This is a genomic window from Corynebacterium anserum (genome assembly GCF_014262665.1).
In the GTDB taxonomy this organism is placed as follows: Bacteria; Actinomycetota; Actinomycetes; order Mycobacteriales; family Mycobacteriaceae; genus Corynebacterium; species Corynebacterium anserum.
This window is the reverse complement of sequence record NZ_CP046883.1, coordinates 1,600,156-1,625,942: the sequence shown is the minus strand read 5'-3', so window position 1 is coordinate 1,625,942 and position 25,787 is coordinate 1,600,156. Positions and strand designations below refer to the sequence as shown.

Annotated in this window: 20 protein-coding genes; 9 read left to right on the top strand and 11 right to left on the bottom strand. The window is 54.7% G+C overall.

Going from position 1 to position 25,787, the window contains the following annotated elements; genetic code table 11:
- The first annotated feature begins 7 nt into the window (after window positions 1-7).
- The 9 genes from GP473_RS06765 to GP473_RS06720 all read left to right on the top strand — a co-directional run bounded on the left by GP473_RS06765 (window position 8) and on the right by GP473_RS06720 (window position 13,338).
- Window positions 8-1,147, top strand: coding sequence for a resuscitation-promoting factor (locus GP473_RS06765; protein WP_246394739.1), 1,140 nt, complete (start codon window positions 8-10; stop codon window positions 1,145-1,147).
- Between the two features lie 212 nt (window positions 1,148-1,359).
- Window positions 1,360-2,316 carry a 16S rRNA (adenine(1518)-N(6)/adenine(1519)-N(6))-dimethyltransferase RsmA gene (gene rsmA / locus GP473_RS06760; protein WP_185770144.1) on the top strand — a complete coding sequence of 319 codons (957 nt, stop codon included), beginning with the start codon at window positions 1,360-1,362 and terminating at the stop codon, window positions 2,314-2,316.
- Window positions 2,313-3,566: a 4-(cytidine 5'-diphospho)-2-C-methyl-D-erythritol kinase gene (locus GP473_RS06755; RefSeq protein WP_185770143.1), complete on the top strand. Its 1,254-nt coding sequence runs from the start codon at window positions 2,313-2,315 to the stop codon at window positions 3,564-3,566. Before rsmA ends, GP473_RS06755 begins: the two co-directional genes overlap by 4 nt.
- Window positions 3,567-3,777: 211 nt before the next feature.
- The gene (locus tag GP473_RS06750; RefSeq protein WP_185770743.1) at window positions 3,778-5,730 is read left to right on the top strand and encodes an ABC-F family ATP-binding cassette domain-containing protein; all 1,953 of its coding nucleotides are present in this window, start codon (window positions 3,778-3,780) and stop codon (window positions 5,728-5,730) included.
- A 185-nt stretch (window positions 5,731-5,915) separates the two neighbouring features.
- Window positions 5,916-6,239, top strand: coding sequence for a putative quinol monooxygenase (locus GP473_RS06745; protein ID WP_185770142.1), 324 nt, complete (start codon window positions 5,916-5,918; stop codon window positions 6,237-6,239).
- Between the two features lie 182 nt (window positions 6,240-6,421).
- A complete protein-coding gene (locus GP473_RS09490; RefSeq protein WP_246394738.1) occupies window positions 6,422-8,044 on the top strand; it encodes an L-serine ammonia-lyase in 1,623 nt (540 codons plus the stop codon).
- A 1,401-nt stretch (window positions 8,045-9,445) separates the two neighbouring features.
- Window positions 9,446-10,180 carry a hypothetical protein gene (locus GP473_RS06730; protein ID WP_185770141.1) on the top strand — a complete coding sequence of 245 codons (735 nt, stop codon included), beginning with the start codon at window positions 9,446-9,448 and terminating at the stop codon, window positions 10,178-10,180.
- Window positions 10,181-10,903: 723 nt separating this feature from the next.
- Window positions 10,904-11,947: a polyphosphate kinase 2 gene (ppk2, locus tag GP473_RS06725; RefSeq protein WP_185770140.1), complete on the top strand. Its 1,044-nt coding sequence runs from the start codon at window positions 10,904-10,906 to the stop codon at window positions 11,945-11,947.
- A 347-nt stretch (window positions 11,948-12,294) separates the two neighbouring features.
- Entirely contained in the window at window positions 12,295-13,338 is a 1,044-nt protein-coding gene (locus GP473_RS06720; RefSeq protein ID WP_185770139.1) for a 3-hydroxyisobutyryl-CoA hydrolase, read from the top strand.
- A 174-nt stretch (window positions 13,339-13,512) separates the two neighbouring features.
- Here GP473_RS06720 and GP473_RS06715 read toward each other — a convergent pair whose 3' ends face one another.
- From GP473_RS06715 to glmU, 11 genes are all read right to left on the bottom strand, one after another.
- Complete coding sequence (locus GP473_RS06715; protein ID WP_185770138.1) at window positions 13,513-14,241, bottom strand: nicotinamide mononucleotide transporter family protein; 729 nt, start codon at window positions 14,239-14,241, stop codon at window positions 13,513-13,515.
- A 153-nt stretch (window positions 14,242-14,394) separates the two neighbouring features.
- The gene (locus tag GP473_RS06710; RefSeq protein WP_186276752.1) at window positions 14,395-15,036 is read right to left on the bottom strand and encodes a TetR/AcrR family transcriptional regulator; all 642 of its coding nucleotides are present in this window, start codon (window positions 15,034-15,036) and stop codon (window positions 14,395-14,397) included.
- A gap of 198 nt (window positions 15,037-15,234) precedes the next feature.
- A complete protein-coding gene (locus GP473_RS06705; RefSeq protein WP_185770136.1) occupies window positions 15,235-16,884 on the bottom strand; it encodes a peptide chain release factor 3 in 1,650 nt (549 codons plus the stop codon).
- Between the two features lie 39 nt (window positions 16,885-16,923).
- Window positions 16,924-17,580: a potassium channel family protein gene (locus GP473_RS06700; RefSeq protein ID WP_185770742.1), complete on the bottom strand. Its 657-nt coding sequence runs from the start codon at window positions 17,578-17,580 to the stop codon at window positions 16,924-16,926.
- Window positions 17,581-17,626: 46 nt separating this feature from the next.
- Window positions 17,627-19,057, bottom strand: coding sequence for a TrkH family potassium uptake protein (locus GP473_RS06695; RefSeq protein WP_246394737.1), 1,431 nt, complete (start codon window positions 19,055-19,057; stop codon window positions 17,627-17,629).
- Window positions 19,058-19,163: 106 nt separating this feature from the next.
- On the bottom strand, window positions 19,164-19,913 hold the full coding sequence (gene pth / locus GP473_RS06690) for an aminoacyl-tRNA hydrolase (protein WP_186277297.1): 750 nt from the start codon (window positions 19,911-19,913) through the stop codon (window positions 19,164-19,166).
- A 7-nt stretch (window positions 19,914-19,920) separates the two neighbouring features.
- Complete coding sequence (gene pth, locus GP473_RS06685; protein ID WP_185770739.1) at window positions 19,921-20,484, bottom strand: aminoacyl-tRNA hydrolase; 564 nt, start codon at window positions 20,482-20,484, stop codon at window positions 19,921-19,923.
- A gap of 314 nt (window positions 20,485-20,798) precedes the next feature.
- Window positions 20,799-21,458: a 50S ribosomal protein L25/general stress protein Ctc gene (locus GP473_RS06680; RefSeq protein WP_185770135.1), complete on the bottom strand. Its 660-nt coding sequence runs from the start codon at window positions 21,456-21,458 to the stop codon at window positions 20,799-20,801.
- Between the two features lie 339 nt (window positions 21,459-21,797).
- A complete protein-coding gene (locus GP473_RS06675) occupies window positions 21,798-22,955 on the bottom strand; it encodes an AI-2E family transporter (protein ID WP_186276751.1) in 1,158 nt (385 codons plus the stop codon).
- Between the two features lie 114 nt (window positions 22,956-23,069).
- Window positions 23,070-24,041 carry a ribose-phosphate diphosphokinase gene (locus GP473_RS06670; RefSeq protein ID WP_185770133.1) on the bottom strand — a complete coding sequence of 324 codons (972 nt, stop codon included), beginning with the start codon at window positions 24,039-24,041 and terminating at the stop codon, window positions 23,070-23,072.
- Window positions 24,042-24,159: 118 nt separating this feature from the next.
- A complete protein-coding gene (gene glmU, locus GP473_RS06665) occupies window positions 24,160-25,641 on the bottom strand; it encodes a bifunctional UDP-N-acetylglucosamine diphosphorylase/glucosamine-1-phosphate N-acetyltransferase GlmU (protein WP_246394996.1) in 1,482 nt (493 codons plus the stop codon).
- Window positions 25,642-25,787: the final 146 nt, after the last annotated feature.

Genomic DNA, 25,787 nt, shown 5'->3' with positions numbered 1-25,787 from the left:
TCCCAGCGTGTCCCCAAAGAAGTCCACTCTGAACCGCATCAACAAGCCCAATAACACCCCATTGCGTGTTGCCACGGGTGGTATGCTCGCCACGCTCGTGGCTACTGGTGGTGTAGCTCTCGCCGCCCACAAGGATGTCACCGTTGACGTCAATGGAGATATCATTCAGGCCTCCACGATGTCAGGAGATGTTGAAGGCGCCCTGAAGTCCGCAGGCGTAGACCTTGGTGATCGCGATATTGTCACCCCGGCCTTGAGTGACAAGATCAGTGACGAAGACACCATTACCATTCGGTCCACGCGTCAGGTGTCCGTGATTGTTGACGGCCAGCAGGAGAAGATCGATACCACTGCACTGACTGTGGGTGACCTGCTGAAGCAGCTTGGCCGAGATACTAAGGATGCCGCCTTGTCTTCTCAGGTTAATGATGAGATTCCTCTGGACGGCATGGATCTGGAAATCACCACTAAGAAGAACTTCACCATGAATGATGGTGGTGAAGAGAAGAACCTGTCCCTAGCGGCAAAGACCGTGGGGGACATCTTCAAGATGACCGGCAAGAAGCTAGGCAAGGAAGACAGGGTCACTCCAGATGTCACCACTCCTGTCAAGGATGGAATGCACATCGACGTGTTCCGTGTTACGCACGAGGAGCAAAAGCAAACCCGCGATGTCCCAGCACCGGTGCGTAAGATCGAAAATCCTAATGCTCCTGCAGGTGAGGAAACTGTTGTGGAGCCAGGTGCTAATGGTAAAGAAAATGTCACTTACCGCGTGCGCAAGGAAAACGGTGTAGAGGTTGGCCGTGAGGTAACCAATGCTGTCCAGACTGTGAAACCAGTCCAGCGGGTAGTGTCCGTTGGTACAAAGCCTGTTCAGACTGCACCATCGGTTGCCAACGGATCCGTATGGGATCAGCTAGCTCAGTGTGAATCCGGCGGTAACTGGGCCATCAACACTGGCAACGGTTTCTACGGCGGTTTGCAGTTCACCCAGCAATCTTGGGAAGGCTTTGGCGGCACCCAGTATGCTCCACGAGCTGATCTGGCCACTCGCGAACAGCAGATTGCCGTAGCCGAAAAGATTCAAGCCTCCCAGGGATGGGGCGCATGGCCAGCTTGCACCGCAAAGATGGGATTGCGCTAAAGCCAAGCCCAGCTGGCGTAGCGTGTAAGCGCTTAGACTGTGCGCCTTGAGCCGCACCTCAGCAATCCGAATATTTAGCCCAGCCCCGTGCTGGGCTATTGTCATGTGGAGATACTCGGCTCTGTGCTACAGGCAGTGTGCTGTACGTTGTGCTTAGCGTGGCCGTTTTGTCTATTAAAAGGATTCGCGACCGTTTTCCTGGTGGAGGATTTATGACTGATAGCCATGTCGACACTGCTCAGGCTCATCTCCTCGGGCCTGTACAGGTGCGCGAACTAGCTGAAGAGTTGGACATTTCTCCCACCAAAAAACTGGGGCAGAACTTTGTGCACGATCCAAATACAGTGCGGAAAATCGTCGCTGCGTCGGAAATCACGGCATCCGATGATGTGCTCGAGATCGGACCAGGTTTAGGCTCACTGACTCTCGCCTTACTGGAGACCGCGCACACCGTCACTGCGGTCGAGATCGATCGTCGACTGGCCGACAAACTTCCGGAAACGGTCAGTACGCGTGCCGAGCCCTGTGCAGCCAGGTTTCATGTGATCTTGAAGGATGCGCTAAAACTCCAGCGCTGTGACTTTGACAATGCTAAGCGTCCCCTGCCGAGCGCTCTCGTCGCCAATTTGCCGTACAACGTATCAGTGCCGGTGCTATTGCACTGTGTGGAGGAGTTTAAGACTATCCGGCGAGTGCTAGTGATGGTTCAGCGTGAGGTGGCTGATCGTCTCGCAGCTGAACCTGGCTCGAAAATCTATGGCGTCCCGTCTGTGAAAGCAGGTTATTACGGCAACGTTAGCCGTGCAGCGACGATTGGAAAGAATGTCTTTTGGCCTGCTCCGAAGATTGACTCTGGTCTGGTGCGCATTGATCGCTGGACAGATCAGACGCGCCCGTGGTCTTTGACTGATCTGCCCAAAGGTACGGGGGAGTCTGAGCTCCGCGCTGTTGTTTTTTCTTTGGCCGACGCCGCTTTCCTCCAACGCCGCAAAACCCTTCGCGCGGCACTCTCCTCGTGGTTTAGCTCTGGGTCGCAAGCTGAAGGTGTTCTTGTGGAGGCGGGGATCGATCCGAAACAACGTGGAGAGAAGCTTTCGACTGCAGATTTCGTACGGCTGGCTAAGGTGGCTTTGAAGAATAATCTCGTGGCAGGGGAGGTATTGCGATGAGCAGAGATTCCATTGATAGGACGAGTATTAGTAGGGCGGATACTGGCAGAGTTGGCGTTCACACATCGGGTAATGATCCGAAGGGCTCTGCAGGACCTGGTGTTCGGAGGGGTAAGGATCCGAAGGGCTCTGCAGAACCTGGCGTTCGCAGGGACAGTGGGATTCCACATGACGCAAAATCAGTTCAGTTAAAGCAAACACCATCACCTTTGAGCGTAGGTGCCGTTGCCCATGGAAAAGTCAACCTTCACTTGGGAGTATCCGACTTACGCGATGATGGGTATCACGATTTGACTACTGTTTTTCAGTCGGTGGCACTCCAGGAAAAGGTGAGATTGACAGAGGTAGCGTCGGAGGAAGAAGCTACCGTCACGGTCACTGGGCATGATGCGCATTTGGTTCCGACTGACCCTAGTAATCTGGCGGTTCGCGCGGTTGAGGCGGTGCGCAGCCTCGTCAAGGCGCGGATGAAAGAAGGCAGTTGCGGCGACAACAGTCCGGGGGAAATAGATCGCAGTGAACTCGCCTCGCACAAGATGACTGAACAAGATGTGCCATGGGTGGCGATCCATATTGAGAAAGGGGTTCCGGTCGCAGGAGGCATGGCCGGCGGTTCTGCGGACGCAGCTGCGGCGCTGGTCGCAGCTGTGGAGTTTTATTGTGAACGTCACCCTAGGACATCCCATGTGCCTACTCCGACCATGGAGGAACAGTACGGTATAGCGGCATCGCTAGGTGCAGACGTACCGTTTTGTGTACTCGGCGGAACTGCGTTGGGACTCGGTCGCGGAGATGAACTGGTGACTGTGATGGCTCACGGAACTTTCCATTGGGCGTTAGCCACAGATAAACGAGGACTCTCCACACCGAAAGTTTTTGCTCAGTTGGATAAGCAAAGAGCTGCGGCTGCTTCCGGCGAACGCCCCGACATACGGGCGGGCAGCACCGATGCTCTCATGCGTGCCCTGGTCAGCGGTGATGCGGAACAGCTGGCACCCACGCTCGTCAACGACCTTCAGGCTCCCGCTATTAGCCTCATGCCAACTTTGCGTGAAACTCTCCGTGCTGCGAAAGAAGCCGGGGCGCTCGCGGCAATTGTCTCTGGCTCGGGGCCAACAATCGCCATGTTGTGCCGCGATGCAGACCATGCCCTCGATGTAGCCACTGCTGTTTCCGTGGCGGGCAAAGCTAGCGCCACCATTACTGCTTCTTCTCCGGCGGGACCTGCCAGGATTCTAGAGGAAGACTAGCGTGCAGAGGATCGTCCAGGTCAGGGAATTTACTGTTGAGTGGAACAGCTCGGAACAATACTCGGTAAGTGGCTGAGAACTAGATGCCATGGCAGCTGGTACAAAGTGTGAGTTGCCCGCCGAGTACCAGACCGAAATAGCGAAACGCTCAACCTTTAAGAACAATACGGAAACACCCACCCCCAAAGAACAGGAACGAGATTCACATCCCGTGAGTAACCTCATCAACTTAGAAAACGTCAGCAAAACTTACGGCCTGAAGCAATTGTTAGACACGGTCAGCCTTGGCGTGAACTCTGGAGACCGTGTGGGGGTGGTAGGTCTTAACGGTGGAGGTAAATCAACGCTGTTGAAGATCCTTTTTGGCGCGGATCTGCCAGATAGTGGGCGGGTATCTCACAATAACGGCTTGCGAATGGCAATGGTGACCCAGGATGTGCTCCGGGAGGTAGTCACCGATGAGGCCTGCGCTGGAACGACCGTGGCTGATGCCGTGCTTCAACCTTTGGGGTTGGAGACTTACGAGTGGGCCTCCAACCCACGCGTGCGATCAGTATTGCATGGGCTGGGTGTCGCCGATCTGGGGTTGGATACTCCTGTTCGGTCGTTGTCTGGTGGGGAACGACGCCGTACGGGTCTCGCCGCTGCACTCGTGCAAGAGCTGGACTTATTAATCCTTGATGAGCCAACGAACCATCTTGATGTTGAAGGCGTGCAATGGTTGGCTGAGCACTTGTTGAGCCGAAACACCGCATTGGTGGTGGTGACCCACGACCGCTGGTTCCTCGATACCGTCGCCACTAGAACGTGGGAAGTACACGATGGTGTGGTTGACGTATATGAGGGGGGATATAACGACTGGACGTTTGCACGCGCTGAGCGTGCCAGGCAGGCTGATGCCGCTGAGCAGAGACGTCAAAATCTCGCCCGCAAAGAACTTGCATGGCTGCGTCGTGGCGCTCCGGCGCGTACCTCGAAGCCTCGATATCGCATTGAAGCAGCTGAGGCTCTGATCGCGGATGTTCCGGCGCTTCGAGACAGTGTAGAGCTCATGAAGTTTTCGGCGCGTCGGCAAGGCAAGAAGGTCATCGAACTTGAAGATGCCACTATTGCTACGCCGGATGGACGCATTCTGGTGGAAAATCTCACGTGGCGGTTGGGGCCTGGTGAACGCATAGGTTTGGTAGGTGTAAATGGCAGTGGCAAGACCACCTTGCTTCGTGCTCTGGCTGGAGAGTACCAGGTCACGAGTGGTAAACGCATCGAAGGAAAGACTGTGCGTTTAGGGTGGCTGCGTCAGGAATTAGATGACCTCGATCCCAACCAACGCCTGTTGGAAGCGGTTCAGGACGTAGCGAGTTATGTGACTTTTGGAGATAAGGAACTATCGGCAAGCCAGCTCGCGGAGCGTCTGGGTTTTTCTGCGAAACGTCAGCGCACACCGGTAAGGGATCTGTCGGGTGGCGAGCGCCGGCGTTTGCAGCTGACTCGAGTGTTGATGACGGAGCCAAATGTCCTACTTCTTGATGAGCCAACGAATGATTTAGATATCGACACGTTGCAAGAATTAGAATCTTTGCTCGATGGGTGGCCAGGCACGCTCGTGGTGATCTCGCACGATCGGTATTTGATCGAGCGCATTTGCGACTCCACCTGGGCTCTATTTGGTGACGGAACGTTGACGAATCTACCGGGAGGTATTGAGCAATATCTTCGTCGACGCCAGGAACTCGGGGCTCACAAACCAGATAATCGTTTATTGGGCCGTCAAGTGCCAGGTAGCCACGCGATTGGCGGACACGCGGCTCTAATGGATGACGGGGGTTCGGCTGGACAGGTGCTGGATCACGATGATGGGGGATGCGCTGCCGGCATTGATAGTGGTGTTGGAGGATGGGTAGCCGAGACTAAGCCTGCTCTCAGTGCACAAGAAGACCGTGTACTGAAGAAGGAAATGAACTCACTTGAAAGGAAAATAGAGAAGCTTTCACAGAAGCTGGAGAAGCTTCATGCTGAGATGGCGACCGCCGCTGAGGAACTTGCAGTGGATCCTAGCGCTGCTGAGAAGCTGACACGACTGGATACGGAGGCTCGCAAAATCCAAGGCGAGCACGATGAGCTGGAAATGGCCTGGCTCGAAGCCGCAGAGAAACGCGAAGGGTGAGGCGGCGGAACTGGAAACTAGAGCAGTGGATAGTTGGCGGCAAGAGTTGCGGATAGCCGGCAATAGGAGCGACGGATACTGTGACGGGCTGTAGCCTCTGGGAGCCTACTTGAGTAGCTAGGTTGGAAGGAGCAGGGAGCTGGACGGGGATCGGTGTTGTCTCGATGGTGAGTAGGGTAGGAGACATGATTTTGATCAACGTTAAGTTCAAGCCATTGCCGGAACACGTCGAGAATTTCCGTGAGGTTGTCGCAGAATTCACTGCAGCTACCCGTGCAGAAGAAGGCTGCCTCTTCTTTGATTGGTTCCGCTCCACAGATGATCCAAATGAGTACATTCTTGTTGAAGGCTTCAAGGATGACGCGGCTGAGGCTCATGTTAATTCTGAACACTTCAAGAAGGCTTGTGAGCTATTCCCAACCGTTTTGACTGAAACTCCGAAAATCATCAACACCCTTATCGAAGGAAAAACGGAGTGGGATCGCATGGCAGAGTTTGAGGTCAAATAGGGGGAGACCGAGCTTAAGGGTCCAACTGCTGGTGTTTTCTTAAGCGCTCAGCTGCAGGCGCTGTCCACTGCGATCAGTTGGTATTGACTCTGAAACACCACGTTGGAAGAGACGGCTCGTGGTGTTCCAGAAAGCGCAGATTAGTAAAACAACATCACTGATGGTCAGGTAGCGTCAGTGGCATGACTGTCAGCGTTTTTGATTTGTTCCAGATTGGTGTGGGACCATCCTCATCCCACACTGTTGGACCTATGCGAGCAGGATTGACCTTCGCCACAGAACTGAGGAAGGAAATCCTGGCTGGGAGAATGGATCAGACTGGTGGAGAAGCGGCGTCGAGAAGACAAAGGGCAAGTAGCCTTCGACCCCTCGACGATGAAGCCAAACTGGCCGGAGTAGTCACACCGCATCGTGAACATGGCACCGCAATATCGATCATTCTGTACGGTTCGCTGGCAGCCACGGGCATGGGGCATGGAACACTCGAAGCGTGCTTGCTAGGCCTCGACGGTGCTGATCCTGGCGCAGTCGACCCAGATTTTATGGAGACGCGCATCCGCGAGATCCGCCGGACGCGTCAGATCCGTCTGGCCGGGGACGAAAACTTACCGGTTACATGCGGTTTCGAGGACATCATTCTCCGTCCGGCGATACGGCGTTCCATTCACACTAACGCCGTGACATTCGTGGGCTTCGAGGAAACATCACACGGCCACCTCAGCCACGATGGTGAAGGAGTACAAGAAAAAGGCGGGCAACAGCACAAAAATGGTGAGTTTACGTCCGAGCACGGCGATGGTTCTCCCGATGATCGATCGCCGCATCGTGCTGCCTACAAAGAAACCTACTACTCCATAGGAGGCGGATTCATTCGGACGGAGGACCATGTGCCACAGCGGGGCGAGATAACCGGCAAGTTCGTTTTTGATTCCGCAGAAAAGTTATTGCGCCTCTGCGATGGCACAGTGGGTGAGCCTCGGTCAATCTCCAGCGTGCAGTTGGAGTGCGAGCGAACGCTGCGTACCGATGAAGAGATCAACGTAACTCTCGACTCCATTGCACAAGCGATGCAAGATTGCGCCAAGCGTGGCATGGCCAGCGACGGCGTACTGCCAGGAATGTTGCAAGTGCGCCGACGTGCTAAACGGTGGTACGACCAGTTGATGGACGAAGACCCGCAGTGCACCGCTGAATTTTCGGAGGACTGGGTCAACCTTGTGGCACTAGCGGTCAACGAAGAAAACGCCGCGGGTGGTCGTGTGGTCACCGCTCCGACTAACGGCGCAGCAGGGATTATCCCCGCCGTCATGTTCTACGCGAGAAATTTTACCGACGCCGGACGTCGCGATCCACGAGCCACCAATCGAAAATTTTTGTTAGCTGCAGGCGCTGTGGGATCTCTGTATAAAGAACGAGCATCTATCTCTGGTGCGGAGGTGGGATGTCAAGGAGAGGTAGGATCGGCAGCGTCGATGGCTGCGGCTGGTTTAGCGGAGGTATTGGGAGGTACACCGCAGCAGGTTGCGAACGCGGCGGAGATAGCGATGGAGCATTCTTTGGGGCTGACGTGCGATCCGATTGGTGGCCTCGTGCAGATCCCATGCATCGAGCGCAACGCAATCTCTGCGGGAAAAGCTATCAATGCCGCGAAGATGGCTTTACGCGGTGATGGCAAGCACCATGTCACCCTTGATGAGGTCATCGAGACGATGCGTCAAACTGGGCGCGACATGAGCGATAAATACAAAGAAACTGCTGGCGGTGGTTTGGCAACGAACGTAGCGGTAAACGTTCCGGAATGCTGAGCCACTGCCGGTGAGTGGTTTGAGGTTCGTTCCGGTGGGTGTTGGCAGAGGGTTGAAGCTGGGGTTGGAGGACAATTCGAGCTTGTGTAGGCGGTGGGTGTTGGCGGAGGGTTGAAATGTCTCCTCGCGCATCAGCGTAGGGGTGATCGTGATTGGGATGGCGCGCATTCCCAATAATTGGTTATTGAGATAGAAACAGTTGTTCAGTAGCTCTGTGTAAGCTTACTTGTGCTAACCCCTAATGGGGTAGGGGAACAATAGGGGGACTACGCAGAGTGGTTCCATATAGGCCTAGGTAAATGTGCTGCTCAGAGCGTATTTACGCGGCTTAGTAGAGGGGGATTTTCAGTCTGGAAAATATGCACTTAACTGCAATTTAAATCGAAATAAACTTTTTTGGTTAAAACTTATCCCTCTTGTGTCATATTTAATCCCGAAGGTTAAGGGATCACCTACACACCGAGGGCTGGGAAGCGTGCAGTTTAGGGAAAACACGGGGTCGCGCTACTAGTTACCGCCTTCAGCCGATGGCCTTGAGTAAACAGCTCAAGGCCATTGTGCTGCCGTGAGTAGTTTTTGCCTACCGTGGGTGGTTTTGCTTACCGTGGGTGGTTTTGCTTACCGTGGGTGGTTTTTTGCTTGTCTACCGCGAACGTTCTTGATTCTCTTCCGTGAGTGGTTTGGGGGTGTTGATGGAATCTTGGGGGAGTGACGATCACAGCGATGTCGTCAGTTGGGTTACTGAATACGTTTATTTTGTGGGTTCTGCTGTGTCTGATTTTGGCGTCGAATATTGGTCTATCAGCCAGACAGCGAGCGCTAAAAAATCGAGAAAACACATCCGGCAGAAACCAAAACGCCAGAACTCAACCGGCAGCGATCCAAGTGCTAGGGAACTAAACCGGACACGATCCGAGTGCTAGGGAACTAAACCGGACACGATCCGAGTGTTAGGGAACTAAACCGGATACGATCCGAACCGTAAGACTGTTCAGCGTAAAGAAAAGAGATCACAACATGGGGGGATTCGTGCTCATTCTTGCTAGAGATCTTCGAGAGGCCGATAGGGCTCGGGTCTACCGGTTACGCAAAGACGGCAAACTTCACCAACTTGCTCGAGGTGCCTACGTAACTAGTGAGAATTGGCGGCAGCTCTCCCCACGGCAACAGAAACTTCTCCGTGTGGTTGCTCACTGCAAAACTAGGCCAGGGCACATTGCGATAGGCATGACAGCTGCGTTTGTTTTAGGTCTTCCCACACCTACCGGAGGAAACAAACACCGACGCATCGAGCTAGGAAGCGTGAACGGTGCGCGGAGCACTTCGACCAGCGAGGTGGTAATTCGCCACCTACCCCGGAGATACATAGGGCAAGCCGTCGAATTCGCTACAGAATTCGGAGTGGTTTTCATCAGCTCGCCACAAGCCCTTGCTGCCGAATTGTTGCTTTGGGGTAGCCAACTTGAAGGTTTGGTGGCGATAGAGGCGATGCTTCATCAACGAAAAATAACAATCGACGCCGTGGAGCCAAGCTTAGAATTCATGAAGAGAAGACGCGGAAAATCAAGGAAAGGCCGATCTGCGCAGGACATTGCCAAAGAGACCTTGATGCTTATAACAGATTGTTCAGAAAGCCCGCGTGAGAGCGAGGTCAAATATGAACTTTGGAAGGCAGGATTCCCAGCTCCTTACCAGCAGGTCGATATTTTCAAAGCGAAACTCTCGGACAATTGGGTGAGGAAGGCCGACTTCCTCGGGCGCGTGGATTTCATGTTCCCCTGTGGCTTGGTTGTGGAGTACGACGGTCGGGACAAGTACCTCGATACCAAATCAAACGCTTATTTCGATCTGGACGGTGCTCATAGTTCCGCAAGGCTTGGTATGGACGGTGCTCATAGTTCCGCAAGGCTTGGGAAGATCGATCCGCAGAAAATCATGGAGGAACGGCAGCGTGAGCGTCGGATTCAGAACCAGGGTTTTGAAGTAATTAGAATCGATGCGGAGTCCTTCAAAGAAGGAGCTTGGCTCAACGAAGTGAGGCAGAGTTTGGAGCGGAGAAGGGCAGAGGGGCGGATCGCGCCAGAAGGTAAGTGGCATGCTCGCGCGTGGGCTTGGGGCGATAGATCTGGCCGGTGATGCTGAGATTCTAGGGAAGGGCTCTATCTATTTTGAGCCGAAATAAGCTTCCTTGTTAACGGGGTTGATGGGGTGATGATGTTCTGGTTAACGGGGTTGATGGGGTGACGATGTTCTGGTTAACGAGGTCGATAGGGTGACGATGTTCTGAACGCGGACTATCGCTAGGTTAGGCCAAGGTGTTGCGGGAAAATAAGATCTGAAACTTCTTGAGGCTAGGCTCATGCTGGAGTTGTTTGGGATCGTTGAGGTTGAGTTGCCCAGACGCTGCACAAAAGTCGACAGGAATGCAGCACTTAATCACATCTGCAACAAAATCCTGGGGGAAAGGAAACTTTGGAGAATTCTTGTCGACCTTTGTTGCAGTCGGTGGTCGGGGATCGTTCTTCTTGGGTTTCTTGTCGACTTTTGTTGCAGAGATTTGCTAATCACGCGGGATGAACCTCTGATCAGCGACACCGGATCCTCCGTTAGCAGTTAGGCAACGCCAGATCCCCGTTAGCAGTTAGGCAAGACCAGATCCCTCGTTAGCAGTGACGCAACTCCGGAGGCGTCCGCCACCAGGCAATCCCAGATGACTGATCGAACAGAAGTGAGAGCAATAGAGGTGAGAGCAACAGAAGTGAGAGCCGTTGTGACGATGGGGGAAGAAGACAAGAGGAGGGAAGATTCGAGTAAGGGAGATTAAAGCATTGGCCAGCTACCGCGGTAGCATTGATTACCATGAGCCGCGAACCCGCTAAGTCGTATAAACAGTCCGCAGATGAAAAGAGCAATTCTGGGGAGGCGCACACCAAACCACCAAAGTTGTCGAAGAAGGCTTATGAGGCGGAGCTTGTTCGCCTTCAAGCTGAGCTGGTGGAAATGCAGCAGTGGGTGGTTGCGACAGGTGCTCGTGTGGTGATCATCATGGAAGGGCGCGATGCTGCTGGCAAGGGATCTGCGATTAAGCGGATTACGCAGTATCTCAATCCCCGTACGTGCAGGGTAGAGGCTCTGCCAGCTCCTAACTCCCGTGAGCAAGGACAGTGGTATTTCCAGCGTTATGTTGAGAAGCTTCCTACGGCGGGTGAAATCGTTATTTTTGACCGATCTTGGTATAACCGCGCAGGTGTGGAGCGTGTGATGGGGTTCTGCACCACGCAGGAGTACCGCCGATTCTTGCACCAGGCTCCGATTTTTGAGCGTCTCTTGGTTGAAGACGGCATTATCCTGCGCAAGTACTGGTTTTCTGTATCTGATGATGAGCAGGTGAGGAGATTTACTGCTCGACGCGAGGATCCGTTGCGTCAGTGGAAGCTATCACCTATGGATTTGCAGTCCATTACACGGTGGGAGGATTATTCTCGCGCGAAGGATGAGATGTTTGTTCATACTGATATTCCTTCTGCGCCGTGGTACACAGTCGAGTCTGAGGATAAGAAACGCTCCCGCATCAATGTCATCAATCACTTGCTGAACACTATTCCGTGGGAATACGTGGAAAAGCAGGTTCCTAAGATTCCTGAACGTCCGAAGATTTCATCAAATTATGAGCGTCCTCCCCGTACACAATTCCGTTATGTGCCGGATGCTGCCGCTGAACTGGAACGGGACAAAGTTGAGGCTCGCGAAGCTGCAAAGAAGGCTGAGAGGAAAGCCGCCAAGAGGGCCGAGAAGAAGGCCAAGCATAAGGGGAAATCTGAGCGGAAGGATGCGCACCGGTTGGAGCCCGATTCTAAGTCCGGTTCGAAACCGAAGAAATCGAAGAAGAAGTCAAAGGATTAGGTCAACATTCGTCTTTACTTTGGCTCCTACTTCATCTGGGCCCGTGATTTTGTAGTCACTTGTTTATGTGTTTGCCAGGCTAGTCTGATCCCCCGGGATATTCGCCTGCGGAGATTGTGTGCCATTCGTACCTACTAGGCTGCTCAGGTGCGTCACTAGGCTGCTTGGGTGTAATCCTAGGCTGCTCAGGTGTGAGATGGTCGTCTCCTGTGCCCTCACCGGTTTCAACATCTGTGCGTAGAGACCTCGGTGCAGTCTCCACACGCCGTTGCCAGGCCTGTGACCAGCTAGTTATCTGAGTATATCTTTTGCTCCTGGGGTGCTCGTTTTCTGGCATTGTGGAGTGCATGACTAATGAGAATTTTGTGAAGACGTGTGTTGAGGGCTTTGTTGGCGTCGTTGAATTAGACCGCCCGAAGGCGTTGAATTCCTTAACTCATTCGATGGTGCGCGATATAGATGATGCACTGATCGCGTGGTCCGATGATTCTTCAATACGGGCGGTATTAATTCGTTCGTCGTCCGACCGCGCCTTTTGTGCTGGCGGTGATGTCCGCGGCGTGCGGGAGACGGATATGGCTGGCGATTTTAAGGCTGGTGATGAGTTCTTCGAGGATGAGTACGCGATGAATCTCCGCATGGCTCAGTATGACAAGCCGATTGTCGCCCTGTTGGAGGGAGTTGTGATGGGTGGCGGTTTTGGTATTTCTGCGCATGGTTCGCATCGTGTGATTACGCCTCGCACTATGGGGGCGATGCCCGAAGCTGCTATTGGTTTCGTCCCTGACGTGGGTATGTCGCACGTGTTGAATCACTTGCCGGTGGATGGTGCTATTGGTTTGTTTATTGGTTGCACGGGCTGGCGGTTGTCGCCTGCGGATATGTTGTTTACAGGGTTGGGGAATGTTCTTGTTAGCGACGCCGAATCTTTCGGTCACGCACTGTGCGAAAGCTCTGTGGATGAGGCACAGGAGAGGTTTTCGGTGAGTCGTTCTTCGCTGGAGAACCCGGATTCTGAATTGGAACAGAACGCGACGTGGATTATCGATACTTTCGGCACCGGGCATTGGCAGGATATTGAGGCCCGTATTAGTGCCACTGAGCCTCAGGATGACCGTCAAGCAGAGTTCTTGGACAAGGTGAGGGTGATGCTGCGCGCTGCGAATCCGGCCAGTTTAGTGGCTATGACGGAATTATTCCGTCGTAATGCAGAGACGGACATTGCTACCGCATTGAAGAATGAATTGGCTGTTGGTAATGCGTTGCGCCGCGAACCAAACTTCGCAGAAGGGGTGCGAGCAGTGTTGGTGGATAAAGATCGTGAGTCGAGCTTCGATCCAGCAGATGCGAGCAAGATCGATCCGCAGCTGTATGCGAAACTATTGGTTTAGTTGGGCGCTGGACTGTTGGGGGATGATCCGTCCGTAGGATTAATCGGGCGCTGGGCTGTTGGGGGGATGATTCGTCCGTAGGATTAAACGGGCGCTGGGCTGTTGGATGGATGATCCGTCCACAGGGCTGTGGGAAAGCTAACCCCGACGCCCAGACTTTCTCAAGAGATGTTCTCAGCTCGCTACGGCAGGGGTTCCGTGCACAGCTTCCGATCGCTGGATCTTCAGCCAGACGAAGAACCCCCATAACACGAAAGCTCCATAAACGACATATAGGACGGCAGATGGGTAGTAGCCGGCGGCGAGAAGCAATGGCACGCCGACGATATCTACGCCAATCCAGATAAGCCAGAATTCAGTCCAACCCCGAGCCATGCCGTAGGTGGCGAGCATAGACCCCGTGAAGATCCAAGCATCTGCCCAAGGACCCCAGCTGCCCAGAGCTTTGAAAATCATGGCGAAAACTACGGTGCCGAAAACTGCTGCGATGACTAACCCTATGCGGTTTTTGGGGCTTGCCCATTTAGGTTGAACAGCAGCGGTATCGTCATGAGGTTCGGTGACGATCGAACGGCTTGGATCAGTCTCCTGGGGCTCCCGGACGCCGCGATTCCGTGCGCGCGACCAGTTCCACCAACCATAGATGCTGACTATCAAGAACATCACTTGTCGTCCAGCCTGGCCGTATAGATCTAGATTTTGCGGAGTATTGAACACGCCGCCAAGAAACACGGTGAACAGGATCATGTTGCCGACGATGCCAACTGGCCAGGCCCACACCACGCGCTTCATGCCCCCGATAGCAGAGGCTAGGCCAAAGAGATTTCCGATGATCTCGCGCCAGAGGATGGGATAACCACCGATAACGAGAGTGGCGTCGAGAAGCGGGGTGAGCAGGTTCATGGCAATTAGTATGGCATGTCGTTGCTGCCCACTGTCTTAAGGGCGGCGGATTCTCACACCGTTTTAGAGACGGTGGATTCTCAGACTCTTTTAGACCGGATGGATCCTCACTCCGTTTTATAGCCGGGGTGCACATTCCCCGTGCTGCGGAGCTTAGCCCAAGCCGCGGTGGAGAAGGTCGAAAGCCTCATCGAAGAGAGACTTTAGGTCGCGACCACGCGTGACGGTTCCAGATGCATGCGCTTCTATCGCAGCTGTCGCTGCGGACAGAACTAGGTGAACAGCCAGCAAAGCTTGATAGCGGGAAAGCGCCCCGTCGGTCTTGCGGAATAGGACATCACCGAGGTTTTCGAAGATGCCCGTCGTGCGGTTCTTTTCCGCCTGAGGTAGTGAAAGACTGAGTTGCTCGGCAACGGCGATGATCTGTCGAGCAGAAGCCATATCCTCATCGGGGTTTTCAATGAAATCCCACAGGATATTCTTGAGCATCTCGATAACTGGCGTCGGGTTTGGGTAAGACTCGATCGATGCACCCAGACGCTGAAAGAAGCCTTCGATGTAATGGAGGAAAGGATCGTCGCGATGGGCGAAATAGTTATGGAAGGTGCGGGTGGAGACACCTGCGCGAGCCGTAATTTCTGCGATGGTGGTCTGATCGATGCCTTGCTCTAACAAGAGTTCGACGGAGGCGCGGGCGAGTCGGTCCCTAGTTTCAGCCTTCTTGCGTTCACGCAGCGACATTTGTTCGCGAGAACTGTTCGCCGCTTCTTTCGAAGGGACGTGCATCACGGCCATGGTCTTTTACTCTTTTCGGTGCAACAATGCTGAGCAGTGAGAAAAACGATGGAGTGCGAGCCACCGCTCACTTTTAGACGATTTCAGCATACAACTGTGAATCGCAATGAGGGAAGCTTTTAATCCCGAGGTGCCGTGTGACGTGAAAATGACGTGTACCAAACCCCAAAATACCCCATAAGTTGGAGCGTTCATTTACTAGTCGGCGACCAGGGGCTCCAACGTTAGGTCTGGGTGCTCTTTTTCTACAAATGCTAATTTCCATTTATCGCCGAACAGGGCGATCAACTCACCATCACTGCGGGTGAAAATTTCCACACCGCGCTGGCGACCGAGCTCTGGTGCGGACTCTGCGTCGGTACGGCGGGCAACGGAATATGGAACAGGTTCGGTTACTGTTTCCACGTTGTATTCCACCTCCATACGAGCCTGCATGACCTCAAACTGCATTGGGCCAACGGCAGCCATGACTGGGGCGGCATCACCGCGCACGTCGTTGCGCAGAATCTGCACAACACCTTCGGAGTCCAACTGTTCCAGAGCTTTGCGGAACTGCTTGTACTTGCCCAAAGACTTAGCACGAAGAGTGCGGAAGTGCTCCGGGGCGAATTGCGGCATAGGGGGATACTGAACCTTCTTCCCAGCATAAATAGTGTCGCCGGGAGCCAGAGAACCAGCATTGACTAGGCCAACGATATCGCCAGGGAATGCCGAATCCACTGTAGACCGGGTACGGCCAAAGACGGTGAGCGCATACTTAGTAGAAAAGCTACGGCCGGACTGGGCATGGGTGACCTGCATACCACGGTCGAATCTGCCGGACACTACCCGCATGAAAGCTAGATGGTCGCGATGGTTTTTGTCCATACCGGCTTGAACCTTAAAAATGATTCCGGAGAACTCATCGCTAGTGTCCCGGAACTCCTGCACTGCAGCCGAAGCGCCACCGGTGGCGTTGAGAACCTTCGGGTCAGACGCGCGGCCATGCGGCGCGGGAGCGAGAGATACCAACGTGTCCAGAATCTGATGCACACCGAAGTTCAACATTGCGGACGCGAAGATCATTGGTGAAGTCACGCACTGCTCGAACAGCTCCTGGTCATGTTGCGCTCCGTCCATCGTCAACAACTCCACCTCTTCCACAGCAGTGGACCAGGCATCCCCTTCACGAGCGAGCGCCTCGTCAGGGGTGTAGCTTTCTTCCGGGGCAATTGTGGAACCGCCGGCCGTGCGAATGAAATGGATGTATTCTTCCGCGTCACCATCACCGCTGATACGAGCTAAGCCGCGAAAATCGCCCGCTTCACCCACGGGCCAGAACAGTGGCGTGGGCTGCAACTGAATCTCATTGACGATCTCATCCACCAGCTCCAGCGGGGAGCGACCCGGACGATCCCACTTGTTGACCACAGTCACGATAGGCAAGCCGCGTGCTTTACACACACGGAATAGTTTGAGGGTCTGTGGTTCCAGCCCCTTGGCGCCATCGATGAGCATGACGGCGGCGTCGACAGCAGAAAGCACACGGTAAGTATCTTCAGAAAAATCTGCGTGACCCGGGGTATCCACCAGATTGATCATGTATGGCTCGCCTGCACAACCCTCAGGGGCGTATTCAAACTGAAGTGCGGACGAAGCGATTGAAATACCGCGATCTTTCTCCATCTCCATCCAGTCGGAGACGGTGGACTTGCGTCCAGCTTTACCGTGAACGGCTCCCGCTTCTGCGATGACGTGTGCGTGGAGGGCTAACGCTTCGGTTAGCGTAGACTTACCAGCATCGGGGTGGGCGATGACAGCAAACGTACGGCGGCGACTAGTTTCAGAGGCGATGGCAGCTGAGCTCATAGCACCCAAGGATACTTCCCGAAGCCGGCTGAGCTGAAACTACTGCGCTGGTCGCTGAGCAAACTCCTCCAAGCGTGTAGGGCTCCCACCGATAACGATCAAATCCGAAACCGTCAGCTGTGTATCCGGAGTGAAAGGCCGCCAGCCCTGACCTGTGGACTTCACTGCGACAATGTGCACCCTCCTATTGCTCCAGAGCCGATCTACGTCGATTGTTTTGCCGCTCAGAATCGACGGGGTGGACATTTTGATCATGCCGAAATCCGAATCGACTTCGGCAAAGTTCTCAAAACGCCCACCCAACAAGTGAGCCACACGGCGCCCCGTATCACGCTCAGGCCGCAGTACGTGGTGCACGCCGATTTGGGTGAGAATGCGCGCATGCGCATCCGAATCGGCCTTAGCCCAAATATTTGGTACACCGAATTCCACCACGTTGGAAGCCGTGAGGATACTCGATTCGAGATCTGAGCCGATCCCAATAACCACGCACCGAGCTTCATCCACACCTAACTGACGCAACGCTTGTGGGTCAGAGGTATCTGCCACGGCGAAGTCAGTGCAGTCAGTGCTGTGCTCGCGCAGGAGTTTCTCATCATTATCAATGCCGAAAACCTCAACACCGTAGCCAGTCAGCTCCCGGGCCAAAGCCAGACCAAAACGGCCAAGACCTATCACCGTGACTGAGGAGTCCAACGGCTTTCCCTTGGCGTGGGAACCAGAACCTGTAAAAGGAAAATACTTACCCAATGAGAGGCCTTTCTTCGGGGTAGTGGAAGTGTCGAGACGTTTTTTTCGCCGCTAGCGCCGCTACCAGAGTGATGGGACCGATACGCCCTAAGTACATGAGCAAACAGAGGATGCCTTGCGACACAGCTGTGAGCTGAGCCGTAATGCCTGCGGACAGTCCTACTGTTCCAAAAGCAGAAATCGTTTCAAAAGTCACGTAGTCCGGATCCAGGTGTGGGTTGAGGATGCGTAGAAGTATTACTGAACAGCAAACCACAAGGGCACCAGCGCCGGCTACGGTCATTGCCTGGCGCACGACCCCCTCCGGAATGCGACGGTGTCCAATGATCACTTCTTTTTCACCCACAAGTTCCGTCCACATAGCTGCGAGAAGTACCACCAAGGTTGTGATCTTCACACCACCAGCCGTACCAGCGCTACCACCGCCGATGAACATCAGTGCATCTGTGGTGAGCAAGGTAGTGTCCGAAACTTGCGAATAGTCGATGGCATTGAAACCCGCGGTGCGGGCGGTTACAGAACCGAATAATGCGTTGAGGACGGAGGTAGCGGCGTCGAAAGAGGCACAGGCTCCATTCCACTCAGCGAGGAGGTAGACCACGAAGCCGACCGCCAATAGAGCCGCGGTACCAAACAGGGTCATGCGGGTGGTCACGGAGAGAGGACCTAGTGCGCGGTGGCGCTGGGTTCCGCGTTCTCGCATACGGATACGAATTCGTCTTACCAATTCAGCCAATACTGAATATCCCAAGCCTCCGAGAACGATGGCGAGCATGATCGGAGACAGAATAAACCAATCGTTGTGATACTCGATGAGGTTTTGAGACCTCAAAGAAAAGCCCGCATTGTTAAACGCTGAGACCGAGTGAAAGACACCCGACCACAGTGAATATCCGAGAGGTAACCCGTAGTGAAAATAAAAACGCCAGGCCAGAACCGCAGCGATGACTCCTTCGGTAACGAAAGTTAGCAGTACGGTGGCGACAATTGTGCGCTTGGCTCCACCAAGCTGGAATGGCCGGCTTTCTGCTTCGGCCAGTCTGCGGGATCGGACCGAGACTTTTCGGATCAGGATCATCCCGGTCAAGGTGGCGAGGGTCATAATTCCCAAGCCACCTACTTGGATGAGAACGAGAATCACCGCTTGTCCAAATGGTGTCCAGTATTCTGCCGTATCCACCACGATTAGACCGGTGAGGCATACCGCTGAGGTGGCGGTGAAAATGCCATCGAGGGGAGGAACTGAACCTCCACCGCGCGTGGAGATAGGTAATGCCAGAAGAACAGCACCTATGGCGATGAGAAGGAGGAAAGACCCCGCAGTGATGCGCGCCGCTTGAAGGCCGGCGGAAGGTTTTGTCTTGCCTTTTCGCCCACCTGTATCAGGGTGGCTTCTCGACGCTTGAGACATCTGTCCAGTCACTGCGCGAACACTACGCCTAGATGAGCTGCATGTCTAGATGCACGCTGAATATTTTTCCTGTGTGATGTAAATATGCAGGTGAAAAGGCGCTCTTCCGACACCGGTTTTAGGCGCTGTGGATAATGTTTTGGGCTTTGGGGACGCCTTCAGTCACTACAAGATAAGCCGCTTGTGCTGCGTTGCTCACGCTCCTCTCGAGTGATCCATCCGTTTCGTCCTCTGTAAACGGTTCCAGTACGTGGTCGATTACCTTGGTGCCCTTTGGCGGCCGTCCAATTCCCATGCGTATGCGGACGTAATTGCGGGTGGCGAGGTGCTCGGTAGTGGAACGTAACCCGTTGTGACCGTTCTCGCTTCCGCCTTCTTTGATGCGCACTTGTCCTAGTGGAAGGTCTAGCTCGTCGTGCACAATCACGATCTTGTCAGCCGGAATGTCGAATTTCCTGGCAAGGAGGCCGATGGCTACTCCGGAATCATTCATGTAACTGTTAGCCCGTGCGATGATGACCGGTTGACCGTCCAGACGGCTACAAAACACTTGGGCGTCGACTGCCTCCGCCGGCACTAAAAACGCGGCCTGTGCTTGTTTGTCAGCGATGTCATCGAGCAGGCGATCCACAGCCATGTATCCAATGTTGTGGCGGGTTGGCTCATACTTCGCGCCGGGATTACCTAGACCGATGATGAGCCAAGGAGCCTCGATGCTACTATCCGGCGTTATCGCTGGACTGCTGTTTTCCGCCAGCTCGAGTCCTGCGAAGGGATTTGTATTGGACGTAGCTGGTTCGCTGTGCTCCGCAGTAGGGTGAGCACTGTTTTTTCCACGGAATGAGCTTAAGATTTTCTTGAGGAACATCACGAAACTAGTCTGCCATGAGCCTTTCGATCGCATCCGCCGCGTCCGCACACATAATTGCTACGTCAGCCGCTTGGGTTTTGGGGAAAGGTTTGAGGACATAGGACGCGGGTGCCATGCGCCCCGGTGGCCGGCCGATTCCGCAGTTGATGCGCTGGTAATCTTTGGTTCCTATTGCCTTGCTAATGGACTTGAGGCCGTTGTGTCCTTTGTCCCCACCGCCGAGGCGGGATGTGACGCGTCCTGGGTCGAGTTCTAGCTCGTCATGAACCACGATGATGTGTTGGGCGGGAACTTTGAAGAACGCCGCGAGGGCTTTCACCGGCCCGCCTGACTCATTCATGTAAGTGCGTGGTTTGGCCAGGATGGTCTTTTTGTTCTCTCCTCCGATTGAGAGGATCGTTTCTGCGATGTTGGCGTTTGTTCTTTTGTGTGCGCTAAACGTCGGGGTGGGTATGTGGCGCGACGCCACCTCGTCAATCACTAGGTAACCTACATTATGTCTAGTGTTTTCGTATTGAGGCCCTGGGTTGCCTAGCCCTACGACCAACCATGGAGCGTGGGGATCCACGTTCGGTGGGGCTGCGCTGGTTTTTCTCTGCGTCGCCCGATGGGCAGCATGGGACTTCTTTGCTGTGTTCACGAGGGATATTGTGGCATATGAGTGACACCGCGATGCGGGGTGGGGCTAGGCGTCGAGGGCGTGTGAGACTGTCACAAAATGACACAACCCGGGAGTTCCGCTGGTGCGGTGGCCACATGAAGGTTCCTTGGCTCTTGGCGGGCTGAGGTGGCCCAGAACTCTATAGGAACCACGTATGTGTGCCTGAATACCGCACCGCGTGAACACCCGGGGATCAAGCGTGGCAGAGGTGTTGGGGAGTTTTACTCCTCGGTCTCGCCCTCGGCATTGTCACCTTCGGCATCTTCTGCACCGTTGTCTGCCTCTGGCTCTGCAGGCTCCTCTACATCTTCGCCTGGCTCCGGCAGCTCTTCTTCCTGTGGCTCAACGATGTTGATGATCAGGTGATCGGCCTCAGTAACCAGCTCGCAGTTTGCTGGCATCTGGATGTCGCCTGCGGTGATCTGGTGACCGATCTCCAGACCCTCGACGTCGATGGTGATTTCTTCTGGGATGTTGAGAACGTCGGCCAGGACGGTGATGACGTCCGCATCCTGCGTAACAAGCGCCCCTGGTGCAGGCTCACCCTCGAATACGACTGGGATGTCCACCTCGACTTTTTCGCCGCGCTTCACGTTGAGCAGGTCAGCGTGGTCAACATTGAGGGTGAGAACATTCTGATCGACAGCCTTCACCATGACCAGGTGCTGCTCACCCTCGACTTCGAGTTCGAGTACGGCGTTTACACCTTCGTTACGCAGGATTGCCTGGAATTCCAGGATGTCTACGTGAACGTGCATTGGCTCCAGACCCAGGCCGTAAACGACCACTGGGACGCGGCCATCACGGCGCAGACGGCGGGCAGCGCCCTTACCGAATTCGTTGCGTGGCTGTGCTGCGAGAACAGTCAAATTAGTTGCCATGTTCTATCTCCTTTTTCATGCCTGAGCTGTAGGACAGCTGCGGTTGTCTCTAAATCGCGTTTTCCACGCAACAAAAAAGCCGCGTGGTGACTCGCGGCGTGGGGAAACCTCCCGCAGCATGTTCAGATGTGGCCACCGTTTCATCCATAGTCACTGTGTGCTGTGATGCTGAGAAGACAGCGTTAGAGCACACATTTGCCATGAACGATGGAAAAGAGTGAACATGTCTGGGAGTGTGGTTCGCGCCGATAACGGCCAGTTCGGAACTACACTTGAGCACACCAACCAGCCCTCGCCGAGATTCACCGTGGAATCTTAGCATCGCATAGTGTTTTACTACTAATCAGTGTTCCGCACACCGGGACCAATTGCCTTTCCATAGGGATACTTTGATAAGTGCTCTTCTTGGTCAGGGACGGGAGTGGTTTGAACAGCTTTCACCGCCGCATTGAGCATGGCCGTGATAGGAACCGCGAAGAGTGCTCCGGGTAGTCCGAAGAGATACGTGCCCATCGCCACCACGATGATCACGGCGAGCGGATGGACGCTGAGCGCATGCCCCATAAGGAAAGGCTGAAGGACGTGTGTCTCTACTAGGTGAACCCCTATGACGATGCCCAGCATGATTAGCGCATGCACGATGCCACCGTCGACGAAAGCGATGAGTACGGCAATGGCACCTGAAATGAGGGCGCCGACGATGGGGACAAAGGAGCAGAGGAATACGACGACGGTCACGGGGATAACGAGGGGAATTCCTAAGATCCAGGCTCCAATGCCGATGCCCGTTGCGTTGATTGCTGCGACAACGACCTGCATACGGGTGTAGCCCTTGAGAGAGACCCATGCAGCCGCCGCTGCGGTCCAGGCTGGAGCTTGAATATTCTTTGGCAGCCATCCCAGCAGGTAGCGCGCGATGCGAGGTCCGTCATAGATGAAGAAAAACATCGCGATGAGGCAAATTAACACGCCAGCGATGTAATCCACTGTGGTGGCTCCGGCGTCTACGGCATTGCTCACTAGTTTGTCCGAGTTGGACTTCATGAATTCACTGACGCTGTCCAACATGGATGCGCCATTTTTTTGTGGAATCTGGAATGGCCCGGTGTGGAGCCAATCAATGAGAGAATCGAGCCCCTGTTGAGCCTTCGACGCCAGAGTGACATACCCCGAGGCAAATTGATTCACCGCGAATGTGAGCCCCAAGGCCACGATGGTGATGAGGCTCAGAACACATGTTAGAGCAGACAGACCCCGCGGGAAATGCAGTTTTGTTGTCAGCTTGACGTGCATGGGGGTGAGAAGTGCGGCGAGGAGCATGGCGATGGCTACGGGAACCACTACGATCATGACCTTGCTGGTGAAGGTGCCTACTAGCCAAAGACCACCGGCAATGAGTAGTGCGCAGATGGACCATGCGGCGGTGACAATGACCGGGTAGGGGATGTCTCTTTGAAGGCGCTCGGTCAGACGCGTTTCGCCCTGATTTGTAGTCATGGACAAGGTATAAAACAACACCCCTCGAACTCGCCTTTAGCGAGCTCGAGGGGTGTTGAAAATTCGCTGTGAACTTCCTGTAAAGGTGCATGCATGTTAACGCTAACAGGGCGTCTACTCGAACAGGTGTGTCACGGAACCGTTTTCGAAGATCTCGTGGATAGTTTTAGCGACCAGCGGAGCGATAGGAAGAACGGTGAGGTTGTCCCATCCTTCGGTGTTCTGAGGCAATGTATCGGTGGTGATGACCTCGCGCGCACCGCAGGAGCTGAGGCGTTCGCGGGCAGGTCCGGAGAACACACCGTGGGTCGTGGCGATGATGACGTCGCCGGCGCCAGCCTCGCGGAGCACACCCACGGCACCGGCAATGGTGCCACCGGTGTCAATCATGTCATCGAGCAAGACACAGGTGCGGCCTTCCACGTCACCGACGACGCGGTTGGCAGTAACCTTGTTCGCTACGTCAATGTCGCGGGTCTTGTGAATGAAAGCGAGGGGAGCTCCACCCAGAACGTCGGCCCATTTCTCCGCAACTTTCACGCGGCCGGCATCAGGAGAGACCACACAAATATTGTCCAGGTCGTAGTTTTTCCGAATGTGATCGGTGAGGATCGGCATGGCATGCATATGGTCGACCGGGCCGTCAAAGAAACCTTGGATCTGATCGGTGTGGAGATCCACAGAGACGATGCGGTCAGCACCAGCAGTTTTCAGCAGGTCGGCGATGAGACGTGCAGAGATAGGCTCGCGGCCGCGGTGCTTCTTGTCCTGACGGGCGTAGGGGTAGAACGGCAGGATAGCGGTGATGCGCTTGGCAGACCCACGCTTGAGAGCGTCGATCATGATGAGCTGCTCCATCAGCCAGTTATTGAGTGGCTGTGGGTGAGATTGCAAGACGAATGCATCGGAGCCGCGTACGGATTCCTCGAAGCGAACGAAGATCTCACCATTGGCGAAGTCGCGTGCAGTGGTGGGGGTCAGCTCCACACCCAGCTCGCGGGCCACAGCTTCACCCAACTCGGGGTGTGCGCGACCACTAAACAGCATCAAGTTCTTCTGATTGTCAATCCAGTGGGTGGTGGACAAGAGTTAGCCTTCCAGACTTGGCGACGGAATATTTGTTGGCGTATCCAACGATAATGGTGCAGGAATCAATTGAACAAACAACGCGGAAATTGCCGCGCATGATCGGGGTTAGCTGCAGCTACTGCTGGACATGTGTGTCTGCTTGCCCAGCAGCCCCTCTGGTAGCTTCAGCGGTTGTTGAGCGGGAACTTGGGCTGGTAGGGGAGCCTCCCTCAGCAACCCGCTTGGCTGCGTCAGCTGCTGCCTGCGCTGCTGGGGTACCAGGCCGCTTCTTTTCTACCCATCCGGCGATATTGCGCTGGTGTCCGCCGCTGACCACTAGTGATCCAGGGGGAACGTCTTTTTTGATCACTGTGCCTGCACCGGAGTACACGCCATCACCGACCACAACGGGGGCGATAAACATCGTGTCGGAGCCGGTGCGCACATGAGAACCTACGGTGGTGTGGTGTTTATTCACCCCGTCATAGTTGACGAACACGCTGGAGGCGCCGATATTGGAGTGCTCTCCGATGGTGGCATCGCCCACATAAGTGAGGTGAGGAACCTTGGACCCGTAACCGATGGTGGCGTTCTTGGTTTCGACGAAGCCCCCGAGTTTTCCTTCTTCGCCCAATTTGGTGCCAGGCCGCAGGTAGGTGAAAGGACCGACGTCAGCTCGAGGCCCAATTTCAGAATCGAAACCGTGGGTACGGATTACTTTGGCAGCCTCGCCTACGGTGACATTTTCCAATGTGGTGTCCGGACCAATTTCAGCCTTATCTCCGATGACGGTGCGCCCCTTGAGCTGGGTGCCTGGATAGATGGTGACATCCTGCCCGATCTGTACTTCCGTGTCGATCATCGTGGTGCGGGGGTCCACGATGGTGGCCCCAGCACGCATGGCAGCTTCAAGGTTGCGTCGGTTAAGAACAGCGCCTGCCTCTGCGAGCTGAACGCGGTCATTGACGCCAGCGAGCTCCGAGGCATCTTTCGCAGTGTGAGCGCGAACGGGGTGTCCTTTGCCTCGGGAAATGCCTAAAACATCGGTCAGGTAGAGCTCGCCCTGTGCGTTATCGTTATCTAGCTCATTGAGAGCGGTGCGCAAAATGGCGGCGTCGAAAGCAAAGACTCCGGAGTTTACTTCCGTGATGGCCTTCTGCGTATCGGTGGCGTCTTTTTCCTCAACAATGGCTGTGACTTCGCCATCGTCGGTGCGGATAATGCGGCCATAGCCGGTTGGGTTCTCTTGTTTCACGGATAAGACAGTGACGGCGGTAGGCACCTCCGTATGCGCTTTATGCAGTTGAGCAAGCGTTTCTGAGCGCAATAGAGGAACGTCGGCGTTCGTGACGATAATGGTTCCCTCAAAGCCCTCTAGCACTGGCATGGCGCACTGCACGGCATGACCCGTACCGTTCTGCTCTTCCTGAACAGCGTTGTCAATGGTGCGTCCGAGTTCCTCGGCCACCTTATTGACGGCGGGCGTCACTTGATCGCGACCGTGCCCCACTACGGCGACGATGCGCTCAGGGTTGATTCCCGCAGCCGCGTGGAGAGAGTGTGATAGGAGGGTGCGGCCACCGATAGCATGCAGGGTCTTTTGCGTGGCGGACTTCATGCGCGTTCCGGCGCCGGCGGCCAAAACTACCACGGCGACGGGCTGCTTCGGAGAATTACTCACGTTACTGTGCACTCTTTCTAAAGATTCCTCACGAATAGAGATGAGTCACAGTGTAGCGAGGAAACACCTGAATCGTGGGAGCT